Genomic DNA, 18,123 nt, shown 5'->3' on the forward strand with positions numbered 1-18,123 from the left:
CATGGGACCGCCAGGTGCATGCAAAGGTTTCCCGCTGATGGGCCTGCAGACGCAGGGTTACGCTGGCAACACGCATGCGTACCACCTCCATCTCACTCACCGTGGAACCGTTATGATCAACGCCAACTTCAGCGCTGAACTGCATTGCCGATACGGTCAAGTTGTCATTGCCGACACCAACTTCTCTGAAAGCATTTTCACCAGTGCCGACGAGGACGGCTGGCTGTGTACCGAGGTAGAGCGCAACAGAACCAGGCCAGGCCAATTCAAGCCTGTTGTGTTCCAGTTCACTTTCCTGAGCCAGGGGGAAAACCGTTGGCACTACGCAATTCGCTGCGATCAACACTGGGATTATTCCGGCGCCGTGCTTGACAGCAACGCCAACGGCTGGCTGGGCCTTTACGGAACACATGTGTTCGGCAGGCTCAAGAGTGACACCTTCAGCCTTGCGGGCCCGCGGCCGTTCTGGAAGATACAGCCCCTGGCCTCTTGGGATGGCGATATACAGACCGTCGAGAGCATACCTTTCTATCTGCGTGACTCACGAGGTTACCAAGTCGCCCACACCCGGCCCGCCGGATCCAGTCAATCCTCCGCACATTTCCTGGCAGCCGGGGACCTGCCGGGCGAGATACTGGAGTTCAACCTGCGCAACATCTGGGTCAGCTGAGCAGCCCAGGGCACATGCCTGAGCGGATGCCGGTCACTCGCGCACGGTCATCCCATTCGCCGGTAACGGCAACGCTGTCTTGTAGCGCACCTGCTTGAGAGCGAAGCTGGAGCGGATGTTGGCCACTCCCGGCAGCCGCGTCAGGTAATCGAGAAAGCGCTCCAGCGCCTGGATGCTCGGCAACAGCACCCGCAGCAGGTAATCCGGGTCGCCGGTCATCAGGTAGCACTCCATCACCTCGGGGCGCTCGGCGATTTCCTCCTCGAAACGGTGCAGCGACTGTTCCACCTGTTTCTCCAGGCTCACATGGATGAACACGTTGACGTCCAGGCCCAGCACCTCCGGTGACAGCAGGGTCACCTGCTGGCGAATCACCCCCATTTCCTCCATCGCCTTGACCCGGTTGAAACAGGGCGTGGGCGAGAGGTTCACCGAGCGCGCCAGTTCGGCGTTGGTGATCCTGGCGTTCTCCTGGAGGCTGTTGAGAATGCCGATATCCGTGCGATCGAGTTTACGCATGAGACAAATTCACCTGATTCTTGTGTTTATGCGGAATGTTTATCTGCGCTGGACAACAAAGGCAATGAACTTGAGAGAAAAATTCTCCGGCTCACCCTCTAAGATGTAAATGACGCTGACCCGCCAGTCACAAGCCGGCAGGCAGCGGCGGCCGCTTCAGAGCTCACAAAAACAACATTCGAGCGAGCGTGAAAAGCATGAACGAGTACGCCCCCCTGCGCCTGCACGTGCCCGAGCCTACAGGCCGGCCAGGCTGCCAGACCGATTTTTCCTACCTGCGTCTGAACGATGCAGGGCAAGTCCGTAAACCACCCATCGACGTCGAGCCCGCCGATACCGCGGACCTCTCCTACAGCCTTGTGCGGGTGCTCGATGAGCACGGCAATGCCGTCGGCCCATGGGCCGAGGACATCGACCCGCAGGTGCTGCGCCAAGGCATGCGTACCATGCTCAAGACGCGCATCTTCGACAGCCGCATGGTGGTCGCCCAGCGCCAGAAGAAGATGTCGTTCTACATGCAGAGCCTGGGCGAGGAAGCCATCGGCAGCGGTCAGGCACTGGCGCTGAACCGCAGCGACATGTGCTTCCCCACCTACCGCCAGCAGAGCATCCTGATGGCCCGCGACGTGTCGCTGGTCGAAATGATCTGCCAGTTGTTGTCCAACACCCGCGATCCACTCAAGGGCCGCCAGCTGCCGATCATGTATTCGGTGCGCGAGGCCGGCTTCTTCACCATCAGCGGCAACCTGGCGACCCAGTTCGTGCAGGCGGTCGGCTGGGCCATGGCCTCGGCGATCAAGGGCGATACCAAGATCGCCTCTGCCTGGATCGGCGACGGCGCCACCGCCGAGTCCGACTTCCATACCGCCCTGACCTTCGCCCACGTCTACCGCGCCCCGGTGATCCTCAACGTGGTCAACAACCAGTGGGCGATCTCCACCTTCCAGGCCATCGCCGGTGGCGAGTCGACCACCTTCGCCGGGCGTGGCGTGGGCTGTGGCATTGCCTCGCTGCGCGTCGATGGCAACGACTTCATCGCCGTGTATGCCGCCTCGCGCTGGGCCGCCGAGCGTGCCCGCCGCGGTTTGGGCCCGACGCTGATCGAATGGGTCACCTACCGCGCCGGCCCGCACTCCACTTCGGACGATCCGTCCAAGTACCGCCCGGCCGACGACTGGAACCACTTCCCCCTGGGCGACCCGATCCTGCGTCTGAAACAGCACCTGATCAAGGCTGGCCACTGGTCCGAAGACGAGCACCAGGCCGTCAGCGCCGAGCTGGAAGCCGAAGTGATCAAGGCGCAGAAGGACGCCGAGCAGTTCGGCACCCTGGCCAACGGCCACATCCCCAGCGCGGCTTCGATGTTCGAGGACGTGTACAAGGAAATGCCCGATCACCTGCGCCGTCAGCGCCAGGAACTGGGGGTCTGAGATGAACGATCACAACAACAGCATCAACCCGGAAACCGCCATGGCCACCACTACCATGACCATGATCCAGGCCCTGCGCAGCGCCATGGACGTGATGCTCGAACGCGATGACGACGTGGTGATCTACGGCCAGGACGTCGGCTACTTTGGCGGCGTGTTCCGCTGCACCGAAGGCCTGCAGACCAAGTACGGCAAATCCCGCGTGTTCGACGCGCCGATCTCCGAAAGCGGCATCGTCGGCACCGCCGTGGGCATGGGCGCCTATGGGTTGCGCCCGGTAGTCGAAATCCAGTTCGCCGACTACTTCTACCCCGCCTCCGACCAGATCGTCTCGGAGATGGCCCGCCTGCGCTACCGCTCGGCCGGCGAGTTCATCTCGCCGCTGACCCTGCGCATGCCCTGTGGCGGCGGCATCTACGGCGGACAGACCCACAGCCAGAGCCCGGAAGCGATGTTCACCCAGGTCTGCGGCCTGCGCACGGTGATGCCGTCCAACCCCTACGACGCCAAGGGCCTGCTCATTGCCTCCATCGAATGCGATGACCCGGTGATCTTCCTCGAGCCCAAGCGCCTGTACAACGGCCCGTTCGACGGTCACCACGACCGCCCGGTAACCCCCTGGTCCAAGCACCCGCACAGCGCCGTGCCCGACGGCTACTACAGCGTGCCGCTGGACAAGGCGGCCATCACCCGCCCCGGCAACGACGTCACGGTGATCACCTACGGCACCACGGTGTACGTGGCCCAGGTGGCGGCCGAAGAAAGCGGTGTCGATGCCGAAGTCATCGACCTGCGCAGCCTCTGGCCGCTGGACCTGGAAACCATCGTCGAGTCGGTGAAGAAGACCGGCCGTTGCGTGATCGTTCACGAGGCTACCCGCACCTGCGGTTTCGGCGCCGAGCTGGTGGCGCTGGTGCAGGAGCATTGCTTCCATCACCTCGAGGCACCGATCGAACGCGTCACCGGCTGGGACACCCCCTACCCCCATGCACAGGAATGGGCCTATTTCCCAGGTCCTTCGCGGGTCGGTGCGGCATTGAAACGGGTCATGGAGGTCTGAATGGGCACGCACGTCATCAAGATGCCGGACATCGGCGAAGGCATCGCGCAGGTCGAGTTGGTGGAATGGTTCGTCAAGGTCGGCGACCTGATCGCCGAAGACCAGGTAGTGGCCGACGTCATGACCGACAAGGCCACGGTGGAAATCCCCTCGCCGGTCAGCGGCAAGGTCTTGGCGCTGGGCGGCCAGCCTGGTGAAGTCATGGCGGTCGGCAGCGAGCTGATCCGCATCGAAGTCGAAGGCAGCGGCAACCACGTCGATGTGCCGCAGGCCAAGGCAGTGGAGCCTCATGCCGCACCGGCGCCCGTGCAGGCCCAGGCACGACCCGAGCCGCAGCCAGAGAGCCGTGCGCAGCCTGCCACCCTGCACACTGCCGCGCCGATCGTGCCGCGTGAGGCGCACGACAAGCCGCTGGCCTCGCCAGCAGTGCGCAAGCGCGCCCTGGATGCCGGCATCGAACTGCGCTACGTACACGGTAGCGGCCCGGCCGGGCGCATTCTCCACGAAGACCTCGACGCCTTCATCAGCAAGCCGCAGACCGCCGTCGGCCAGGCGCCGGGCGGCTATGGCAAGCGTACCGACAGCGAGCAGGTGCCGGTGATCGGCCTGCGCCGCAAGATCGCCCAGCGCATGCAGGACGCCAAGCGCCGCGTCGCGCACTTCAGCTACGTCGAGGAAATCGACGTCACCGCGCTCGAGGCCCTGCGCCAGCAGCTTAACGCCAAGCATGGCGAAAGCCGCGGCAAGCTCACCCTGCTGCCGTTCCTGGTACGCGCCATGGTCGTGGCCCTACGCGACTTCCCGCAGATCAACGCCACCTACGACGACGAAGCCCAGGTCATCACCCGCCACGGCGCGGTGCACGTGGGCATTGCCACCCAGGGCGACAACGGCCTGATGGTGCCAGTGCTGCGCCACGCCGAAGCCGGCAGCCTGTGGAGCAACGCCGGCGAGATCGCCCGTGTCGCCCATGCCGCACGCAACAACAAGGCCAGCCGTGAGGAGCTGTCGGGTTCGACCATTACCCTGACCAGCCTCGGCGCCCTGGGCGGTATCGTCAGCACCCCGGTGGTCAACACCCCGGAAGTGGCGATCGTCGGCGTCAACCGCATGGTCGAGCGGCCAGTGGTGATCGACGGCCAGATCGTGGTGCGCAAGATGATGAACCTGTCCAGCTCGTTCGACCACCGGGTGGTCGACGGCATGGACGCCGCCCTGTTCATCCAGGCCGTGCGCGGCCTGCTGGAACAGCCCGCCTGCCTGTTCGTGGAGTGAGCATGCAACAGATCCTCGATACCACCCTGCTGATCATCGGCGGTGGCCCCGGCGGCTACGTGGCCGCCATCCGCGCCGGGCAACTGGGCATCCCGACCGTGCTGGTCGAAGGCCAGGCACTGGGCGGCACCTGCCTGAACATCGGCTGCATCCCGTCCAAGGCGCTGATCCATGTGGCCGAGCAGTTCCACCAGACCAGCCGCTACGCCGACGGCTCGGCGCTGGGCATCAGCGTCTCGGCACCGCAACTGGACATCACCCGCAGCGTCGAATGGAAGGACGGCATCGTCGACCGCCTCACCAGCGGCGTCGCCGCCCTGCTGAAGAAGCACGGAGTGAAGGTGATCCACGGTTGGGCGAAGATCCTCGACGGCAAGAACGTCGAGGTCGACGGCCAGCGCATCCAGTGCGAGCACCTGCTGCTGGCCACCGGCTCGAGCAGTGTCGAACTGCCGATGCTGCCGCTGGGCGGGCCGGTGGTTTCCTCCACCGAGGCCCTGGCCCCGAAAAGCCTGCCGCAGCACCTGGTGGTGGTCGGCGGCGGCTATATCGGCCTGGAGCTGGGCATCGCCTACCGCAAGCTCGGCGCCAGGGTGAGCGTGGTGGAAGCGCGTGAGCGCATCCTGCCCACCTATGACGCCGAACTCACCGCACCCGTGGCCGAGTCGCTGAAGAAGCTGGGGATCACCGTGCACCTGGGGCACAGCGTCGAAGGCTATGAGGGCGGCAGCCTGCAGGCGCGCGACCGTGCTGGCGAGCAACTGCGCCTGGAGGCTGACCAGGTGCTGGTTGCCGTTGGCCGTCGGCCACGTACCCAGGGCTTCGGGCTGGAGAGCCTGGGCCTTGAAATGAATGGCGCGGCGATTGCCATCGATGCCCGCTGCCAGACCAGCATGCGCAATGTCTGGGCCATTGGCGACGTGGCGGGAGAACCGATGCTCGCCCACCGCGCCATGGCCCAGGGCGAGATGGTCGCCGAGCTGATCGCGGGCCACAACCGCCGCTTCGAGCCTGCCGCAATCGCCGCCGTCTGCTTCACCGACCCGGAGGTTGTAGTCGCCGGCAAGACGCCGGAACAGGCCAGCGCCGAAGGCCTGGACTGCATCATTGCGCAGTTCCCCTTCGCCGCCAACGGGCGGGCCATGAGCCTGGAATCGAAAACTGGCTTCGTGCGGGTGGTAGCGCGGCGCGACAACCACCTCATCCTCGGCTGGCAGGCGGTCGGGGTGGCGGTTTCCGAACTGTCCACGGCCTTTGCCCAATCGCTGGAAATGGGCGCGCGACTTGAAGATGTGGCCGGCACCATCCACGCCCACCCGACCCTGGGTGAAGCGGTCCAGGAAGCGGCGCTGCGCGCGCTGGGGCATGCCTTGCATATCTGATCGACACTGAAGCGGCTCAGGCCGTGTTGACCCGCAACACCGAAGGTGCTGCGGGTCTTTTTTTGCCTGGCCACACCAGGGGCATGGCCCTTGTGCCGTTTGCCGATATCGGCAAGCGGCTTCCTCCTGCAGGCAATGCGCTGCCTCGGCCATCGCCGCTCTGCGGCCACAACCCTTGTCGATCCTGGCCCGTGCCCTCTGGCACAGGTTTTGCCACTGGCCCTGTGCGGTTAACCATCCAAGGAGGAAACACATGATGATCAGCCTCAACGGGCTGGGCTGGCAGACTGCAGTGCAGCAGCCAAGCCGGGTCAACCATGACGCAGTGCAGGCCGATTTCATGCCGCAGCGTCAGGCGATGGCCACCAGCAATACCAGTGCCCAGCAGAACAGCCAGGGCAATACCTCGCAGCAGAACGCCGAAGACGCCCGCCAGGAAGCCTTCGCCAAGCTCAAGGTTGCGCTGCAGAACCCGGACATCGCCGCACGCCAGCAGGCGAGCGCTGCGAAACCGGCGGCCAGCAATGCCCTGCAGGAGTTTCGCGACTACATGTCCAAGTCGCCGGCGGAAAAGATCAAGGAGAAGATCCTGCAGAAACTGGGCATGACGGAAGAGGACTACAACGCCCTGCCACCTGAGAAGAAACAGAAGATCGACGACCAGATCGCCCAGCGCATGAAAGAGGATGTCGAACTCAAGACCCAGGCCAAGCTGGAACAGCAGGCCGAACGTGCCGCCGGTAATATGGCCGACATGAGCAAGGCTGGCGAGAACAGCAAGCAGCAGGAAGACAAGGAAAAGGCGCAGGCCGTCTGAAGGTTGTGATCACGATGGCCGGTGCAACGCCGGTCGTCGTGGAGACGCTGGGCAGAAAGGCAGCAGAAGAGAAAGGATGTGTCCCCTGCTGGAATCGAACCAGCATCTAGCCCTTAGGAGGGGCTTGTTCTATCCGTTGAACTAAGGGGACATCACAGCGCGCATTCTACGCAAATTCAGTAGCTTGGAGAAGCCATCCGAAGCGCCGCAGCATGTCGGCGGCGAGCATGGTAACCAGCACGCGACCGTTTGTCATGTCCGAAGCAGGCATTTTCAGGTAGGCCTTTTCCGCGATTTCACCTCGAATCCCGAGTACACGGGATTTAATTGCATATTAATGGCATCGCCAGGGAATTTTTTGCGCTGGCGTGGTCATAACCACAACGTCGGGCGCTTCGGCCTGATGGGGAATGCTTGCGTCATGTTGCATAGCCACTATGCTCAATGGTAGAGAGATCCTTTCGGGTTTAAGGATTTTTCCCGGGCCTTTGTCGTTTTTTACAGGATTTTGACGACCAGGACCTGACATCCCGGAGAGGTGGAAAAGAGTAAAACTTTTCAAACCAGTACTCATTTCTGATAATTGGTACTGGCATAAAGCCTTTATCCGGATCACTATTTGTCACAGAATTGACGCCAAGGAAACGGCGACCATGAGGCAAGATGAGCATCCAAAACCACATCACGGTTGAACATTTTGTCGTCGCGACGGTCGTACCCACAACCGTGCGGCCAATTTGAGAACCGCTTCCCCTGAACCAGAACAACCGGTCAATTTATATGCGCCCAATGAAACAGGCTATCTACTCCAGCCGCACCGCTGACAAATTCGTCGTCCGCCTGCCTGACGGGATGCGTGAGCGCATCGCCGAGGTAGCGCGCAACCATCACCGCAGCATGAACTCCGAGATCATCGCCCGCCTGGAACAGAGCCTTATCCAGGAAGGTGCGCTGGGCGACGAGCTGAGCATGCGCCTCGACAGCCCGGAACTGTCGTTGCACGAACGCGAGCTGCTGCAACGCTTCCGTCAACTCACCCACCGCCAGCAGAATGCGCTGGTCGCCCTCATCGCTCACGATGTGGAAATGGCCGCCGACGCCTCCTGAGGCTTCCAACGCCCACGAAAAAAGCCAGCGCAAGCTGGCTTTTTTCGTTAGAGCGGCATCTTGCGCATAGCGCCTGGCGCCTGCCCGTCAGAGCAGGAACAGCGTCGCCAGGCCGAGGAAGATGAAGAAGCCACCACTGTCGGTCACCGCAGTGATCATCACGCTCGAGCCCATCGCCGGATCGCGCCCAAGGCGCGCCAGGGTCATGGGGATCAATACGCCCATCAGCGCCGCCAGCAACAGGTTCAGGGTCATTGCTGCGGTCATCACCACACCCAGCGACCAGCTGCCATACAGCAGGAACGCCACCACCCCGATCACCCCGCCCCAGATCAGCCCGTTGAGCAGCGATACCGCCAGCTCCTTGCGCATCAGGCGACGCGTGTTGCCCGGCGAGACCTGGTCCAGCGCCATGGCACGGACGATCATGGTGATGGTCTGGTTACCCGAGTTGCCGCCGATACCGGCCACGATGGGCATCAGCGCCGCCAGCGCGACCAGCTTCTCGATCGAGCCCTCGAACAGGCCGATCACCCGCGAGGCGACGAAGGCGGTGATCAGGTTGATCGCCAGCCACGCCCAACGGTTACGCAGCGAGCGCCAGACCGAGGCGAAGATATCTTCTTCTTCGCGCAGACCGGCCATATTGAGCACTTCGCTCTCGCTCTCTTCACGGATCAGGTCGACCATCTCGTCGATGGTCAGACGGCCGATAAGGCGACCGCCCTTGTCGACCACCGGCGCAGACACCAGGTCATAACGCTCGAACGCTTGCGCTGCATCGTAGGCATCTTCCTCGGGGGTAAAGCTGACAGGGTCGGTCGCCATGACCTCCGCCACCTTCTTGTCCGGGTCGTTGACCAGCAGGCGCTTGATCGGCAGCACGCCTTTGAGGATGCCGTCGTAGTCGACCACGAACAGCTTGTCGGTGTGGCCCGGCAGCTCCTTGAGGCGACGCAGGTAACGCAATACCACTTCCAGGCTGACATCTTCGCGGATGGTGACCATCTCGAAGTCCATCAGCGCACCGACCTGCTCCTCGTCGTAGCTCAGGGCCGAACGCACGCGTTCGCGCTGCTGGGCGTCGAGGGTTTCCATCAGCTCATGGACAACGTCACGCGGCAGTTCCGGCGCCAGGTCGGCCAGTTCGTCGGCGTCCATTTCCTTGGCCGCCGCCAGCAGCTCGTGATCGTCCATGTCGGCGATCAGCGTCTGGCGTACGGCGTCGGACACTTCGAGGAGGATGTCGCCATCGCGATCCGAGCGCACCAGCTGCCAGACCGTCAGACGGTCTTCGAGGGGCAAGGCTTCGAGGATGTAGGCGATGTCGGCCGGGTGCAGGTCATCGAGCTTGCGTTGCAGCTCGACCAGGTTCTGACGGTGGACGAGGTTTTCCACCAGGTCGTTGTGCTGACCTTCCTGGCGGTGGGTCAGGTCTTCGACGACACGCTGGCGCTGCAGCAGCTCGATCACCTGGGCAAGGCGATCCTGCAGGCTTTCCTGGACTTTCTTTACTTCGACTTCGGTCATAGGCGAACTCCACTCCCAGCAGCGGAGCACGCCGGGAGAATCAATCGGTCAGATCTGGCTTGATAAAGCGTATTAAGGGGTAACTACTGGGTAAGTCCATGGTGGTATTCCACAAGCCCCGGCGGGGCTGACGGGCGCAATCATACACTGCTCACGCGGTGGGATCGCTTAAATTTTTGGCCAGAACAATCGGTTGCGCGATAAAGCTGTGACAACGCTCGAAGCCAACAGTGCGACGGCGGGCAACAGCGAAAAAGCACATCGATGCAGGCGGTGTAATACGGAGTCTAGCCGTGCGGCACTGACAATTCCGTGAAACTGCAGAAAAGAAAAAGCCCGCTACGTGAGCGGGCTTTTCAGGGTGTGGCGGACTCAGGAGGATTCGAACCTCCGACCGCTCGGTTCGTAGCCGAGTACTCTATCCAGCTGAGCTATGAGTCCGTGGTGGTAATTTTAGACCAGGTTACCACTGGTTTTTGAAGCTTCTCTTCTTGAGGATCTCTCGACAAGCAAAGCCACTTCAGAAAGTGGCGGACTCAGGAGGATTCGAACCTCCGACCGCTCGGTTCGTAGCCGAGTACTCTATCCAGCTGAGCTATGAGTCCGTCGCTGGTACTTTTAGACCAGATTACCACTGGTGAAATGATGCGTCTTCCAGAGGAAAACCGCCTCATTGTATGGCGGACTCAGGAGGATTCGAACCTCCGACCGCTCGGTTCGTAGCCGAGTACTCTATCCAGCTGAGCTATGAGTCCGTGTCTTGCCGCGCATTATAGTTCGCTAAATCGTTTTGCCAAGTACTTTTTCGTTTAATTTCAACGACTTAAGCGTTTTGACCAATTACAGCGCCCTACACGAAGAATGGCGGTGAAGGGGGGATTCGAACCCCCGATACCCTTATGAGGTATACTCCCTTAGCAGGGGAGCGCCTTCGGCCACTCGGCCACCTCACCGCAACACGGGGCGTATATTAACCAGACCCCTCCCCGTTTGCAAACCCTTTTTTGAAAAAAACTTCAAAAAAATTAAAGGCTTGGTTCTTCGTCCTTCTCTTTCTTGATCCGCAGGTAGATTTCCTCACGGTGTACGGCCACTTCCTTCGGGGCACTCACGCCGATTCGCACCTGGTTGCCTTTGACACCCAGGACCGTCACGGTGATCTCACCGTCACCAATGATCAGGCTCTCGGCGCACCGACGAGTCAGAATCAACATAGCTTTCTCCTCACGCAATCATTCAGGGACAACAGTCTGTTGGAAGCAGGGTGCCGGTCGGGACGACGGCCCGGCACCCTTGTCGGCCATCAGGCAGGAAAGGACAGTAACCTGCACGACAGCCAGAAACACGAAGGGCGCGGCCAGAGCCGCGCCCTCCTGGGCAATGCGTCACTCGCTCTGTCGGGCAGGCGCATCAAGCTCGAACGCGGTGTGCAGCGCACGTACGGCCAGCTCCAGGTACTTCTCCTCGATCACCACCGACACCTTGATCTCGGAAGTGGAGATCATCTGGATGTTGATGCTCTCCTTGGCCAGGGCCTCGAACATGCGGCTGGCAACACCGGCGTGCGAGCGCATGCCGACGCCGACGATCGACACCTTGGCGATCTTGGTGTCGCCGACCACTTCACGGGCACCGATTTCGCGGGCGGTGTTCTCCAGCACGCTCAGCGCTTTCTCGTACTCGTTGCGGTGCACGGTGAAGGTGAAGTCGGTGGTGTTATCGTGCGAGACGTTCTGCACGATCATGTCGACTTCGATATTCGCCGCGCTGATCGGACCGAGGATCTTGAAGGCAACGCCCGGGGTGTCCGGCACGCCGCGAATGGTCAGCTTGGCCTCATCACGGTTGAAGGCGATACCGGAAATGATCGGCTGTTCCATGGATTCCTCTTCATCGATGGTAATGAGGGTACCCGGACCCTCCTTGAAGCTGTGCAGCACGCGCAGCGGAACGTTGTACTTGCCGGCGAACTCCACCGAACGGATCTGCAGCACCTTGGAGCCGAGGCTGGCCATTTCCAGCATCTCCTCGAAGGTGATCTTCTCCAGGCGACGGGCCTGCGGCACCACACGCGGATCGGTGGTGTAGACACCATCGACGTCGGTGTAGATCTGGCACTCGTCTGCACCCAGCGCCGCCGCCAGGGCGACACCGGTGGTGTCGGAGCCGCCACGGCCGAGGGTGGTGATGTTGCCGTGCTCGTCGACCCCCTGGAAACCGGCTACCACGACTACGCGACCGGCCTTGAGGTCGGCGCGGATCTTCTGGTCGTCGATCTGCAGGATGCGCGCCTTGTTGTGCGCACTGTCGGTCAGGATCCGCACCTGATTGCCGGTGTAGGATACCGCCGGCACGCCACGCTTGATCAGGGCCATGGCCAGCAGGGCGATGGTCACCTGCTCGCCCGTCGAGACGATCACATCCAGTTCACGCGGAACCAGTTGATCGTTCACCTGCTTGGCCAGGTCGATCAGGCGGTTGGTTTCCCCGCTCATGGCCGACAGCACAACCACCAGGTCATCGCCCGCCTCGCGGTGTTTCTTGACCTTGTCGGCCACCTGCTCGATCCGCTCGACGGAGCCGACGGAGGTGCCGCCAAATTTCTGTACGATCAACGCCATTTCAAAGTGCCTCAGCCCACGAAGGGCACCCAGTAATCAATCCTTGCTGACGCGCCCCGTCACTAGACCACGGGGCGCGTCATCTCAAAGCCCCTGCTCGGCGAACGGCACGGCCAGTGCCAGGGCCTGGTCCAGTGCAGCGACGTCGACGCCACCACCCTGGGCCATGTCCGGACGACCACCGCCCTTGCCGCCCACCGCCGCAGCGGCCTGTTTCATCAGGTCGCCAGCCTTGAGTTGGCTGGAGAGGTCCTTGGTCACGCCGGCCACCAGCACGACCTTGCCCTCATGCTCGCTGCCCAGCAGGATCACTGCATGGCCGAGCTTGTTCTTCAGCTGATCGACGAGCGCCAGCAGCGCCTTGCCATCCTGCCCGTCGAGACGAGCGGCAAGCACCTTGGCACCCTTGACCTCAACGGCCGCACTGGAGAGATCGTCCCCTGCGGCGCTGGCGGCCTTGGCCTGCAGCTGTTCGAGCTGCTTCTCCAGCTGGCGGTTGCGCTCGAGCACAGCCGACAGCTTGTCGATCAGGTTGTCGCGGTTACCCTTGACCAGTTGCGCCGCTTCCTTGACCTGCTCTTCGGCAGCGTTCAGGTAGGCCAGCGCCGCAGCGCCGGTGATCGCCTCGATACGGCGCACACCGGAAGCCACGCCACCTTCGCTGATGATCTTGAACAGGCTGATATCGCCGGTACGCTTGGCGTGGATACCGCCGCACAGCTCGACCGAGAAGTCGCCGCCCATGCTCAGCACGCGCACGGTATCGCCGTATTTCTCGCCGAACAGCGCCATGGCGCCCTTGCGCTTGGCGGTCTCGATGTCGGTCTCGATGGTTTCGACCGCAGAGTTCTTGCGCACTTCACGGTTGACGATGTCTTCCAGGGCCTTGATCTGCGCAGGCGTTACCGCCTCGAAGTGGCTGAAGTCGAAGCGCAGGCGCTGGCTGTCGACCAGCGAGCCCTTCTGCTGGACGTGCTCGCCCAGCACTTCGCGCAGTGCAGCGTGCAGCAGGTGGGTCGCGGAGTGGTTCAGCGAGGTGGCGTGCTGCACCTCGGCATCCACGCGGGCCTGGACCGGCGCACCGATCAGCAGCGCACCGCTGGCGACCACGCCATGGTGCAGGAAGGCGCCGCCGGTCTTGGTGGTGTCACGCACGTCGAAGCGCGCCGCACCGGCCTGCAAGTAGCCGCTATCACCGACCTGACCGCCGGATTCGGCGTAGAACGGCGTGCGATCCAGGACGACCACGCCCTCCTCGCCTTCACCGAGCTGATCGACCGACTGGCCGTCCTTGTACAGGGCGATGATCTTGCCCTCGCCCTCGGTGGCGCTGTAGCCGAGGAAGTCGGTGGCGGTGTCGACCTTGACCAGGCTGTTGTAGTCCATGCCGAAGGCGCTGGCCGAGCGGGCACGCTCGCGCTGGGCGTCCATCTCGCGCTCGAAGCCGGCTTCGTCGATGGTCAGCTCGCGCTCGCGGGCGATGTCGGCAGTCAGGTCCATGGGGAAGCCGTAGGTGTCGTACAGCTTGAACACCACGTCGCCCGGAACTACCTTGCCCTGCAGTTGCGCCAGGTCCTGCTCGAGGATGCGCAGGCCCTGCTCGAGGGTCTTGGCGAACTGCTCTTCCTCGGTCTTGAGCACGCGCTCGATGTGCGCCTGCTGGTTCCTGAGCTCGGGGAAGGCTTCGCCCATCTCGCTGACCAGTGCGGCCACGACCTTGTGGAAGAAGCTGCCCTTGGCGCCGAGCTTGTTGCCGTGGCGGCAGGCGCGACGAATGATGCGGCGCAGCACGTAGCCGCGGCCTTCGTTGGACGGCAGCACGCCGTCGGCGATCAGGAAGCCGCAGGAACGGATGTGGTCGGCAACCACCTTGAGCGACGACTGCTCTTCGTTGCGGCAGCCGATGGCCTGGGCAGCGGCGTCGAGCAGGCTCTGGAACAGGTCGATCTCGTAGTTCGAATGCACGTGCTGCATCACCGCACTGATGCGCTCGAGGCCCATGCCGGTGTCGACCGACGGCGCCGGCAGCGGGTGCAGCACGCCATCGGCGGTGCGGTTGAACTGCATGAAGACGTTGTTCCAGATCTCGATGTAGCGGTCACCGTCTTCTTCAGGCGAGCCGGGCGGGCCACCCCAGATGTCGGCGCCGTGGTCGTAGAAGATCTCGGTGCACGGGCCGCAAGGGCCGGTGTCGCCCATGGTCCAGAAGTTGTCGGAGGCGTACGGGGCGCCCTTGTTGTCGCCGATGCGCACCATGCGCTCGGCCGGCACGCCGACTTCCTTGGTCCAGATGTCGTAGGCTTCGTCGTCGGTGGCATAGACCGTGACCCAGAGCTTCTCCTTGGGCAGGTTCAGCCACTTGTCGGAGGTCAGGAAGGTCCAGGCGAAGGTGATCGCGTCGCGCTTGAAATAATCACCGAAGCTGAAGTTGCCCAGCATCTCGAAGAAGGTGTGGTGACGCGCGGTATAGCCGACGTTTTCCAGGTCGTTGTGCTTGCCACCGGCGCGCACGCATTTCTGGCTGCTGACGGCACGGGTGTAGGCACGCTTCTCGGCGCCCAGGAAGCAGTCCTTGAACTGGTTCATGCCTGCGTTGGTGAACAGCAGGGTGGGGTCGTTGTTCGGGATCAGCGAACTGGAGGCGACTCGGGTATGTCCCTGCTCTTCGAAGAAGCGAAGGAAGGCTTCACGGATTTCTGCGCTTTTCATAGGTTCTTCCACGGAAACGGCGGCCGTTTTGGCTAACGCGTCGGATCGACGAAACGACGGCAAAGGGCCGCATTATATCGGTCCTGCAATCGAGGTGCAGTGTGTTTATGCGATGGAAACCGGCAATCGGACAGTTTTTCCGTTGCGAACCAGCAAAAACGACATGAGCGGATGCTAAAACGCGGCTTTCGTCACTGACAAGCCAATTACCGCCCAGAGGAAGGGAAAAGGGAATAGGCGGGGAATTAAAAGGATTTCATGAGCGATGGGATCCAAACCCTGTGGCCGCATTCGCGGATGAAATCATTCCCACAGGGATCGCTGGTTCAGCCCAGGCGCTGCCCGGAATCCGGCACGATCAGGATTCCTGCCCTGAGGCCATTCCTGACCTTGGGGTTGGGGAAGATGATCCGCGCACCCTCCTCCTCGACCACCCAGCGCATCTCGGCCAGGTCTTCGGCCAGCAGATAGCCCTTGTTCAGCTCGGAGAAGTTCTCGATGTCCGCCGGCAGGTGCAGGTGGAAGCTGTCGCTGTGCTTGATGATTTCACGGGCAACGCTGAACAGCTGCAGACCATCGAGGTTGTGCCCGATCTCGGGCTCGTTCCCCTCGATGAGCTGAATCAGCCGTGCTTCGAGCTTGTCGAGGTTGACCTGTTCGTTCTGCCCGAACGGACGGGCCTTGCCCAGTTCCAGGGTGAAGGCTTCAGCGTCGAGCTGCTCGTAGGTGAAGGCGCTGAAGGTGATCGACGACTTGCTCTGCAGCAGCACCGCCTCCATGCCTGCCGCAGCCAGGCGTGCCAGCTCGCGGCGCGAATGCTTGCGCCCTTCCTTGAACGGATACAGCGCGAACTGCTCGATCTTCGAGCCGCGGATGGCCGTGTGCAAGTCGTAATGCAGGCGGGTGCGCTCAGGCTTGCTGAAGAACACCCGGGCGAACTGCTCCAGCTCCGCAGCGCGCAGCGCCTCGAAACCACTGGACAGTTCATGGCGACCGTTGAACAGGCGGTTGATGTCCTGCTCGATGAAACGCTCGCCCTTGCGGATCGCCGCCGGATTGCCGAACAGGAACAGCACCCGTGCGCGCGGCTGGATCGTGCCCTTGGCCACGCCATGCAACAGGCGCTCGAGCAACTCGATCGGTGCGGTCTCGTTGCCATGGATCCCTGCCGAGAGCAGCAGGTCGAGCCCGCAATCCTCGGCCTCGGCCGGACGCACCTCCAGCGCGCCCTCCCCCAGCCAGCGCAAGCGCACGCCCTTGGGGGTCACTTGGGTCTTCTCGGCCGGTTCGTGATCGGTCAGGGTCAGCTCAAGCAGTTTGCCGAGGGCGAGCATAGGGCGCTTCCTTAGTGGTGGTGACCGCAGTCCGGGCCATGCACGTGGTCGTCGTCTTCATCGACCTCGGCAGGCTCCATCTCCAGTTGCAGGCTGACCAGGTTGGTGGCCATCGGGCGCAGCAGCAAGTTGGCGTACTCGCTGTCGCCTTCCTCGACATCGACACCGATCAGCAGCTGGCCGCGGCCATCCTGCTGGATCCACACTTCCTTGCCTTGCCAGACAACGGCGAAACGGGTGCAGGAGGTTTCCAGCTGGGTGCCGTCTTCATCTTCCAGGATCAGGCGCAGGGCATCGGACATTGCAAGTTCTCTCTCTCAAGGTTGGCGTTGGAACGGATACACCGAGCCCAGATTCAGGATCCGGGTCAGCTCATCCAGTGCCGTACGGCACTCGTCCAGCAACTGCGGGTCGGCAAGATCAGCTTCGCCCAGGCGGTCGCGGTAATGCTTGTCGACCCACTGCACCAGCGTGTCGTACAACGGGGCGGTCATGATAACGCCTTGGTTGACCGCCGCCAGTTCGGTTTCCTTCAGGGCCACGCGCAGGCGTAGGCAAGCCGGGCCACCGCCGTTCTGCATGCTCTGCTTGAGGTCGAACACCTTGACCTCCCTGACCACACCCTGCTGACCGGTCAACTGGCCCAGGTAGCTCCACACCCGCTCGTTGTTGCGGCACTCTTCAGGGACCACCAGCAGCATCGAACCATCGTCACGTGACAGCAACTGACTGTTGAACAGGTAGGAACGCACTGCATCCTCTACCGTCACCGCCGAACGCGGCACGCGGATCGCCTGGAAGTTGCCGCCCTTTGCAGCCAGTTTAGCCTGCAGTTGGCCGAGTACCGTGTCGGTCTCGAGGAAGGCGTCCTCGTGGTAGAACAGCACCTCGCCGTTGCCCACCGAGATCACGTCGTTGTGGAACACGCCCTGGTCGATCACCGCCGGGTTCTGTTGAGCGTAGACCACGCCGTCCTCGCTCAGCCCGTGCAGGCGGGCCACCGCCTGGGAGGCTTCGAGGGTCTGGCGCGCCGGGTACTTCTGCGGCGACGGATAGCGCGCATCGAAGGCGCTGCGGCCGTAGACGAAAAACTCCACGCCAGGCTCGCCATAGGCACGGCAGAAACGCGTGTGGTTGGCCGCGCCTTCGTCGCCGAACTGCGCCACCGCCGGCAACGCCGGGTGATGGGCGAAATGCCGCTCGTCAGCGAACATCGCCGCCAGCACGCGGCTGGTGGTCGGGTGCTCGATGCTGCGGTGGTACTTGCAGTTGAGGTTGGCTGCGGTGAAATGCACGCGACCATCTGCAGTGTCGGCGCTGGGGCTGACGGTGGCGGCGTTGGCCACCCACATGCTCGAGGCCGAGCAACTGGCGACCAGCAGTGGCATGGCCTCCTTGGCCGCACGGCGGATCACCTCGGCGTCGCTGCCGGTGAAACCCAGGCGGCGCAGGGCAGCCACATCCGGTCGCTCCTGCGGGGCCAGCACGCCTTGCGTGAAGCCCATTTCCATCAGGGCCTTCATCTTCGCCAGCCCCTGGCGCGCGGCTTCACGCGGGTTGGAGTGCTGCTGGCTGTTGCTCTGCGAGGCCACGTTGCCGTACGAGAGGCCACCGTAGTTGTGGGTCGGCCCCACCAGGCCATCAAAATTCACTTCATGGGATTTCATCG

At 62.7% G+C, this 18,123-nt stretch carries 15 protein-coding genes and 5 tRNA genes; 7 read left to right on the forward strand and 13 right to left on the reverse strand.

Annotated features, from left to right (window positions below; genetic code table 11):
• Nucleotides 1-112: 112 nt before the first annotated feature.
• Nucleotides 113-670, forward strand: coding sequence for a hypothetical protein (locus tag AC1TXO_RS18985; protein ID WP_486403163.1), 558 nt, complete (start codon nt 113-115; stop codon nt 668-670).
• Between the two features lie 33 nt (nt 671-703).
• On the opposite strand, the gene bkdR is transcribed toward AC1TXO_RS18985, so the two are convergent.
• Complete coding sequence (gene bkdR, locus AC1TXO_RS18990; protein WP_486403164.1) at nt 704-1,189, reverse strand: Bkd operon transcriptional regulator BkdR; 486 nt, start codon at nt 1,187-1,189, stop codon at nt 704-706.
• 197 nt (nt 1,190-1,386) lie between these two features.
• On the opposite strand from bkdR, the gene AC1TXO_RS18995 reads away from it, so the two are divergent.
• From AC1TXO_RS18995 to AC1TXO_RS19015, 5 genes are all read left to right on the forward strand, one after another.
• On the forward strand, nt 1,387-2,619 hold the full coding sequence (locus tag AC1TXO_RS18995; RefSeq protein WP_486403165.1) for a thiamine pyrophosphate-dependent enzyme: 1,233 nt from the start codon (nt 1,387-1,389) through the stop codon (nt 2,617-2,619).
• 1 nt (nt 2,620) lies between these two features.
• Complete coding sequence (locus AC1TXO_RS19000) at nt 2,621-3,679, forward strand: alpha-ketoacid dehydrogenase subunit beta (protein WP_402758114.1); 1,059 nt, start codon at nt 2,621-2,623, stop codon at nt 3,677-3,679.
• Entirely contained in the window at nt 3,680-4,954 is a 1,275-nt protein-coding gene (locus tag AC1TXO_RS19005) for a dihydrolipoamide acetyltransferase family protein (protein WP_486403166.1), read from the forward strand.
• A 2-nt stretch (nt 4,955-4,956) separates the two neighbouring features.
• Nucleotides 4,957-6,336 (forward strand): dihydrolipoyl dehydrogenase, encoded by a 1,380-nt coding sequence (gene lpdA, locus AC1TXO_RS19010; RefSeq protein WP_486403167.1) that lies wholly within the window; start codon nt 4,957-4,959, stop codon nt 6,334-6,336.
• A gap of 253 nt (nt 6,337-6,589) precedes the next feature.
• A complete protein-coding gene (locus AC1TXO_RS19015; RefSeq protein ID WP_486403168.1) occupies nt 6,590-7,153 on the forward strand; it encodes a hypothetical protein in 564 nt (187 codons plus the stop codon).
• A 79-nt stretch (nt 7,154-7,232) separates the two neighbouring features.
• Here AC1TXO_RS19015 and AC1TXO_RS19020 read toward each other — a convergent pair.
• Nucleotides 7,233-7,304, reverse strand: a tRNA-Arg gene (locus AC1TXO_RS19020).
• Between the two features lie 629 nt (nt 7,305-7,933).
• On the opposite strand from AC1TXO_RS19020, the gene AC1TXO_RS19025 reads away from it, so the two are divergent.
• A complete protein-coding gene (locus AC1TXO_RS19025; protein ID WP_029613963.1) occupies nt 7,934-8,260 on the forward strand; it encodes an Arc family DNA-binding protein in 327 nt (108 codons plus the stop codon).
• Between the two features lie 87 nt (nt 8,261-8,347).
• On the opposite strand, the gene mgtE is transcribed toward AC1TXO_RS19025, so the two are convergent.
• From mgtE to astB, 11 genes are all read right to left on the reverse strand, one after another.
• Entirely contained in the window at nt 8,348-9,790 is a 1,443-nt protein-coding gene (gene mgtE, locus AC1TXO_RS19030; RefSeq protein WP_486403169.1) for a magnesium transporter, read from the reverse strand.
• A 364-nt stretch (nt 9,791-10,154) separates the two neighbouring features.
• Nucleotides 10,155-10,231, reverse strand: a tRNA-Arg gene (locus AC1TXO_RS19035).
• 87 nt (nt 10,232-10,318) lie between these two features.
• Nucleotides 10,319-10,395, reverse strand: a tRNA-Arg gene (locus AC1TXO_RS19040).
• 73 nt (nt 10,396-10,468) lie between these two features.
• Nucleotides 10,469-10,545, reverse strand: a tRNA-Arg gene (locus tag AC1TXO_RS19045).
• 107 nt (nt 10,546-10,652) lie between these two features.
• A tRNA-Ser gene (locus tag AC1TXO_RS19050) sits at nt 10,653-10,743 on the reverse strand.
• Between the two features lie 72 nt (nt 10,744-10,815).
• Nucleotides 10,816-11,004: a carbon storage regulator CsrA gene (csrA, locus tag AC1TXO_RS19055; protein WP_003254503.1), complete on the reverse strand. Its 189-nt coding sequence runs from the start codon at nt 11,002-11,004 to the stop codon at nt 10,816-10,818.
• A 171-nt stretch (nt 11,005-11,175) separates the two neighbouring features.
• Entirely contained in the window at nt 11,176-12,411 is a 1,236-nt protein-coding gene (locus AC1TXO_RS19060) for an aspartate kinase (RefSeq protein ID WP_486403170.1), read from the reverse strand.
• A gap of 84 nt (nt 12,412-12,495) precedes the next feature.
• On the reverse strand, nt 12,496-15,120 hold the full coding sequence (alaS, locus tag AC1TXO_RS19065; RefSeq protein WP_486403171.1) for an alanine--tRNA ligase: 2,625 nt from the start codon (nt 15,118-15,120) through the stop codon (nt 12,496-12,498).
• A gap of 326 nt (nt 15,121-15,446) precedes the next feature.
• Nucleotides 15,447-16,454 (reverse strand): succinylglutamate desuccinylase, encoded by a 1,008-nt coding sequence (gene astE, locus AC1TXO_RS19070; RefSeq protein WP_486403172.1) that lies wholly within the window; start codon nt 16,452-16,454, stop codon nt 15,447-15,449.
• Between the two features lie 11 nt (nt 16,455-16,465).
• Complete coding sequence (locus AC1TXO_RS19075; RefSeq protein ID WP_486403173.1) at nt 16,466-16,756, reverse strand: topoisomerase II; 291 nt, start codon at nt 16,754-16,756, stop codon at nt 16,466-16,468.
• 15 nt (nt 16,757-16,771) lie between these two features.
• Nucleotides 16,772-18,121, reverse strand: a complete 1,350-nt coding sequence (astB, locus tag AC1TXO_RS19080; RefSeq protein ID WP_486403174.1) for an N-succinylarginine dihydrolase — start codon at nt 18,119-18,121, stop codon at nt 16,772-16,774.
• Between the last annotated feature and the right edge of the window lie 2 nt (nt 18,122-18,123).

The sequence above is a fragment of the Pseudomonas sp. FA117 genome (assembly GCF_057370475.1).

Coding starts and splice junctions, on each gene's coding strand:
- AC1TXO_RS18985 (WP_486403163.1), top strand. CDS start 113: ATGATCAACGCCAACTTCAGCGCTGAACTGCATTGCCGATACGGTCAA.
- bkdR (WP_486403164.1), bottom strand. CDS start 1,189: ATGCGTAAACTCGATCGCACGGATATCGGCATTCTCAACAGCCTCCAG.
- AC1TXO_RS18995 (WP_486403165.1), top strand. CDS start 1,387: ATGAACGAGTACGCCCCCCTGCGCCTGCACGTGCCCGAGCCTACAGGC.
- AC1TXO_RS19000 (WP_402758114.1), top strand. CDS start 2,621: ATGAACGATCACAACAACAGCATCAACCCGGAAACCGCCATGGCCACC.
- AC1TXO_RS19005 (WP_486403166.1), top strand. CDS start 3,680: ATGGGCACGCACGTCATCAAGATGCCGGACATCGGCGAAGGCATCGCG.
- lpdA (WP_486403167.1), top strand. CDS start 4,957: ATGCAACAGATCCTCGATACCACCCTGCTGATCATCGGCGGTGGCCCC.
- AC1TXO_RS19015 (WP_486403168.1), top strand. CDS start 6,590: ATGATGATCAGCCTCAACGGGCTGGGCTGGCAGACTGCAGTGCAGCAG.
- AC1TXO_RS19025 (WP_029613963.1), top strand. CDS start 7,934: ATGCGCCCAATGAAACAGGCTATCTACTCCAGCCGCACCGCTGACAAA.
- mgtE (WP_486403169.1), bottom strand. CDS start 9,790: ATGACCGAAGTCGAAGTAAAGAAAGTCCAGGAAAGCCTGCAGGATCGC.
- csrA (WP_003254503.1), bottom strand. CDS start 11,004: ATGTTGATTCTGACTCGTCGGTGCGCCGAGAGCCTGATCATTGGTGAC.
- AC1TXO_RS19060 (WP_486403170.1), bottom strand. CDS start 12,411: ATGGCGTTGATCGTACAGAAATTTGGCGGCACCTCCGTCGGCTCCGTC.
- alaS (WP_486403171.1), bottom strand. CDS start 15,120: ATGAAAAGCGCAGAAATCCGTGAAGCCTTCCTTCGCTTCTTCGAAGAG.
- astE (WP_486403172.1), bottom strand. CDS start 16,454: ATGCTCGCCCTCGGCAAACTGCTTGAGCTGACCCTGACCGATCACGAA.
- AC1TXO_RS19075 (WP_486403173.1), bottom strand. CDS start 16,756: ATGTCCGATGCCCTGCGCCTGATCCTGGAAGATGAAGACGGCACCCAG.
- astB (WP_486403174.1), bottom strand. CDS start 18,121: ATGAAATCCCATGAAGTGAATTTTGATGGCCTGGTGGGGCCGACCCAC.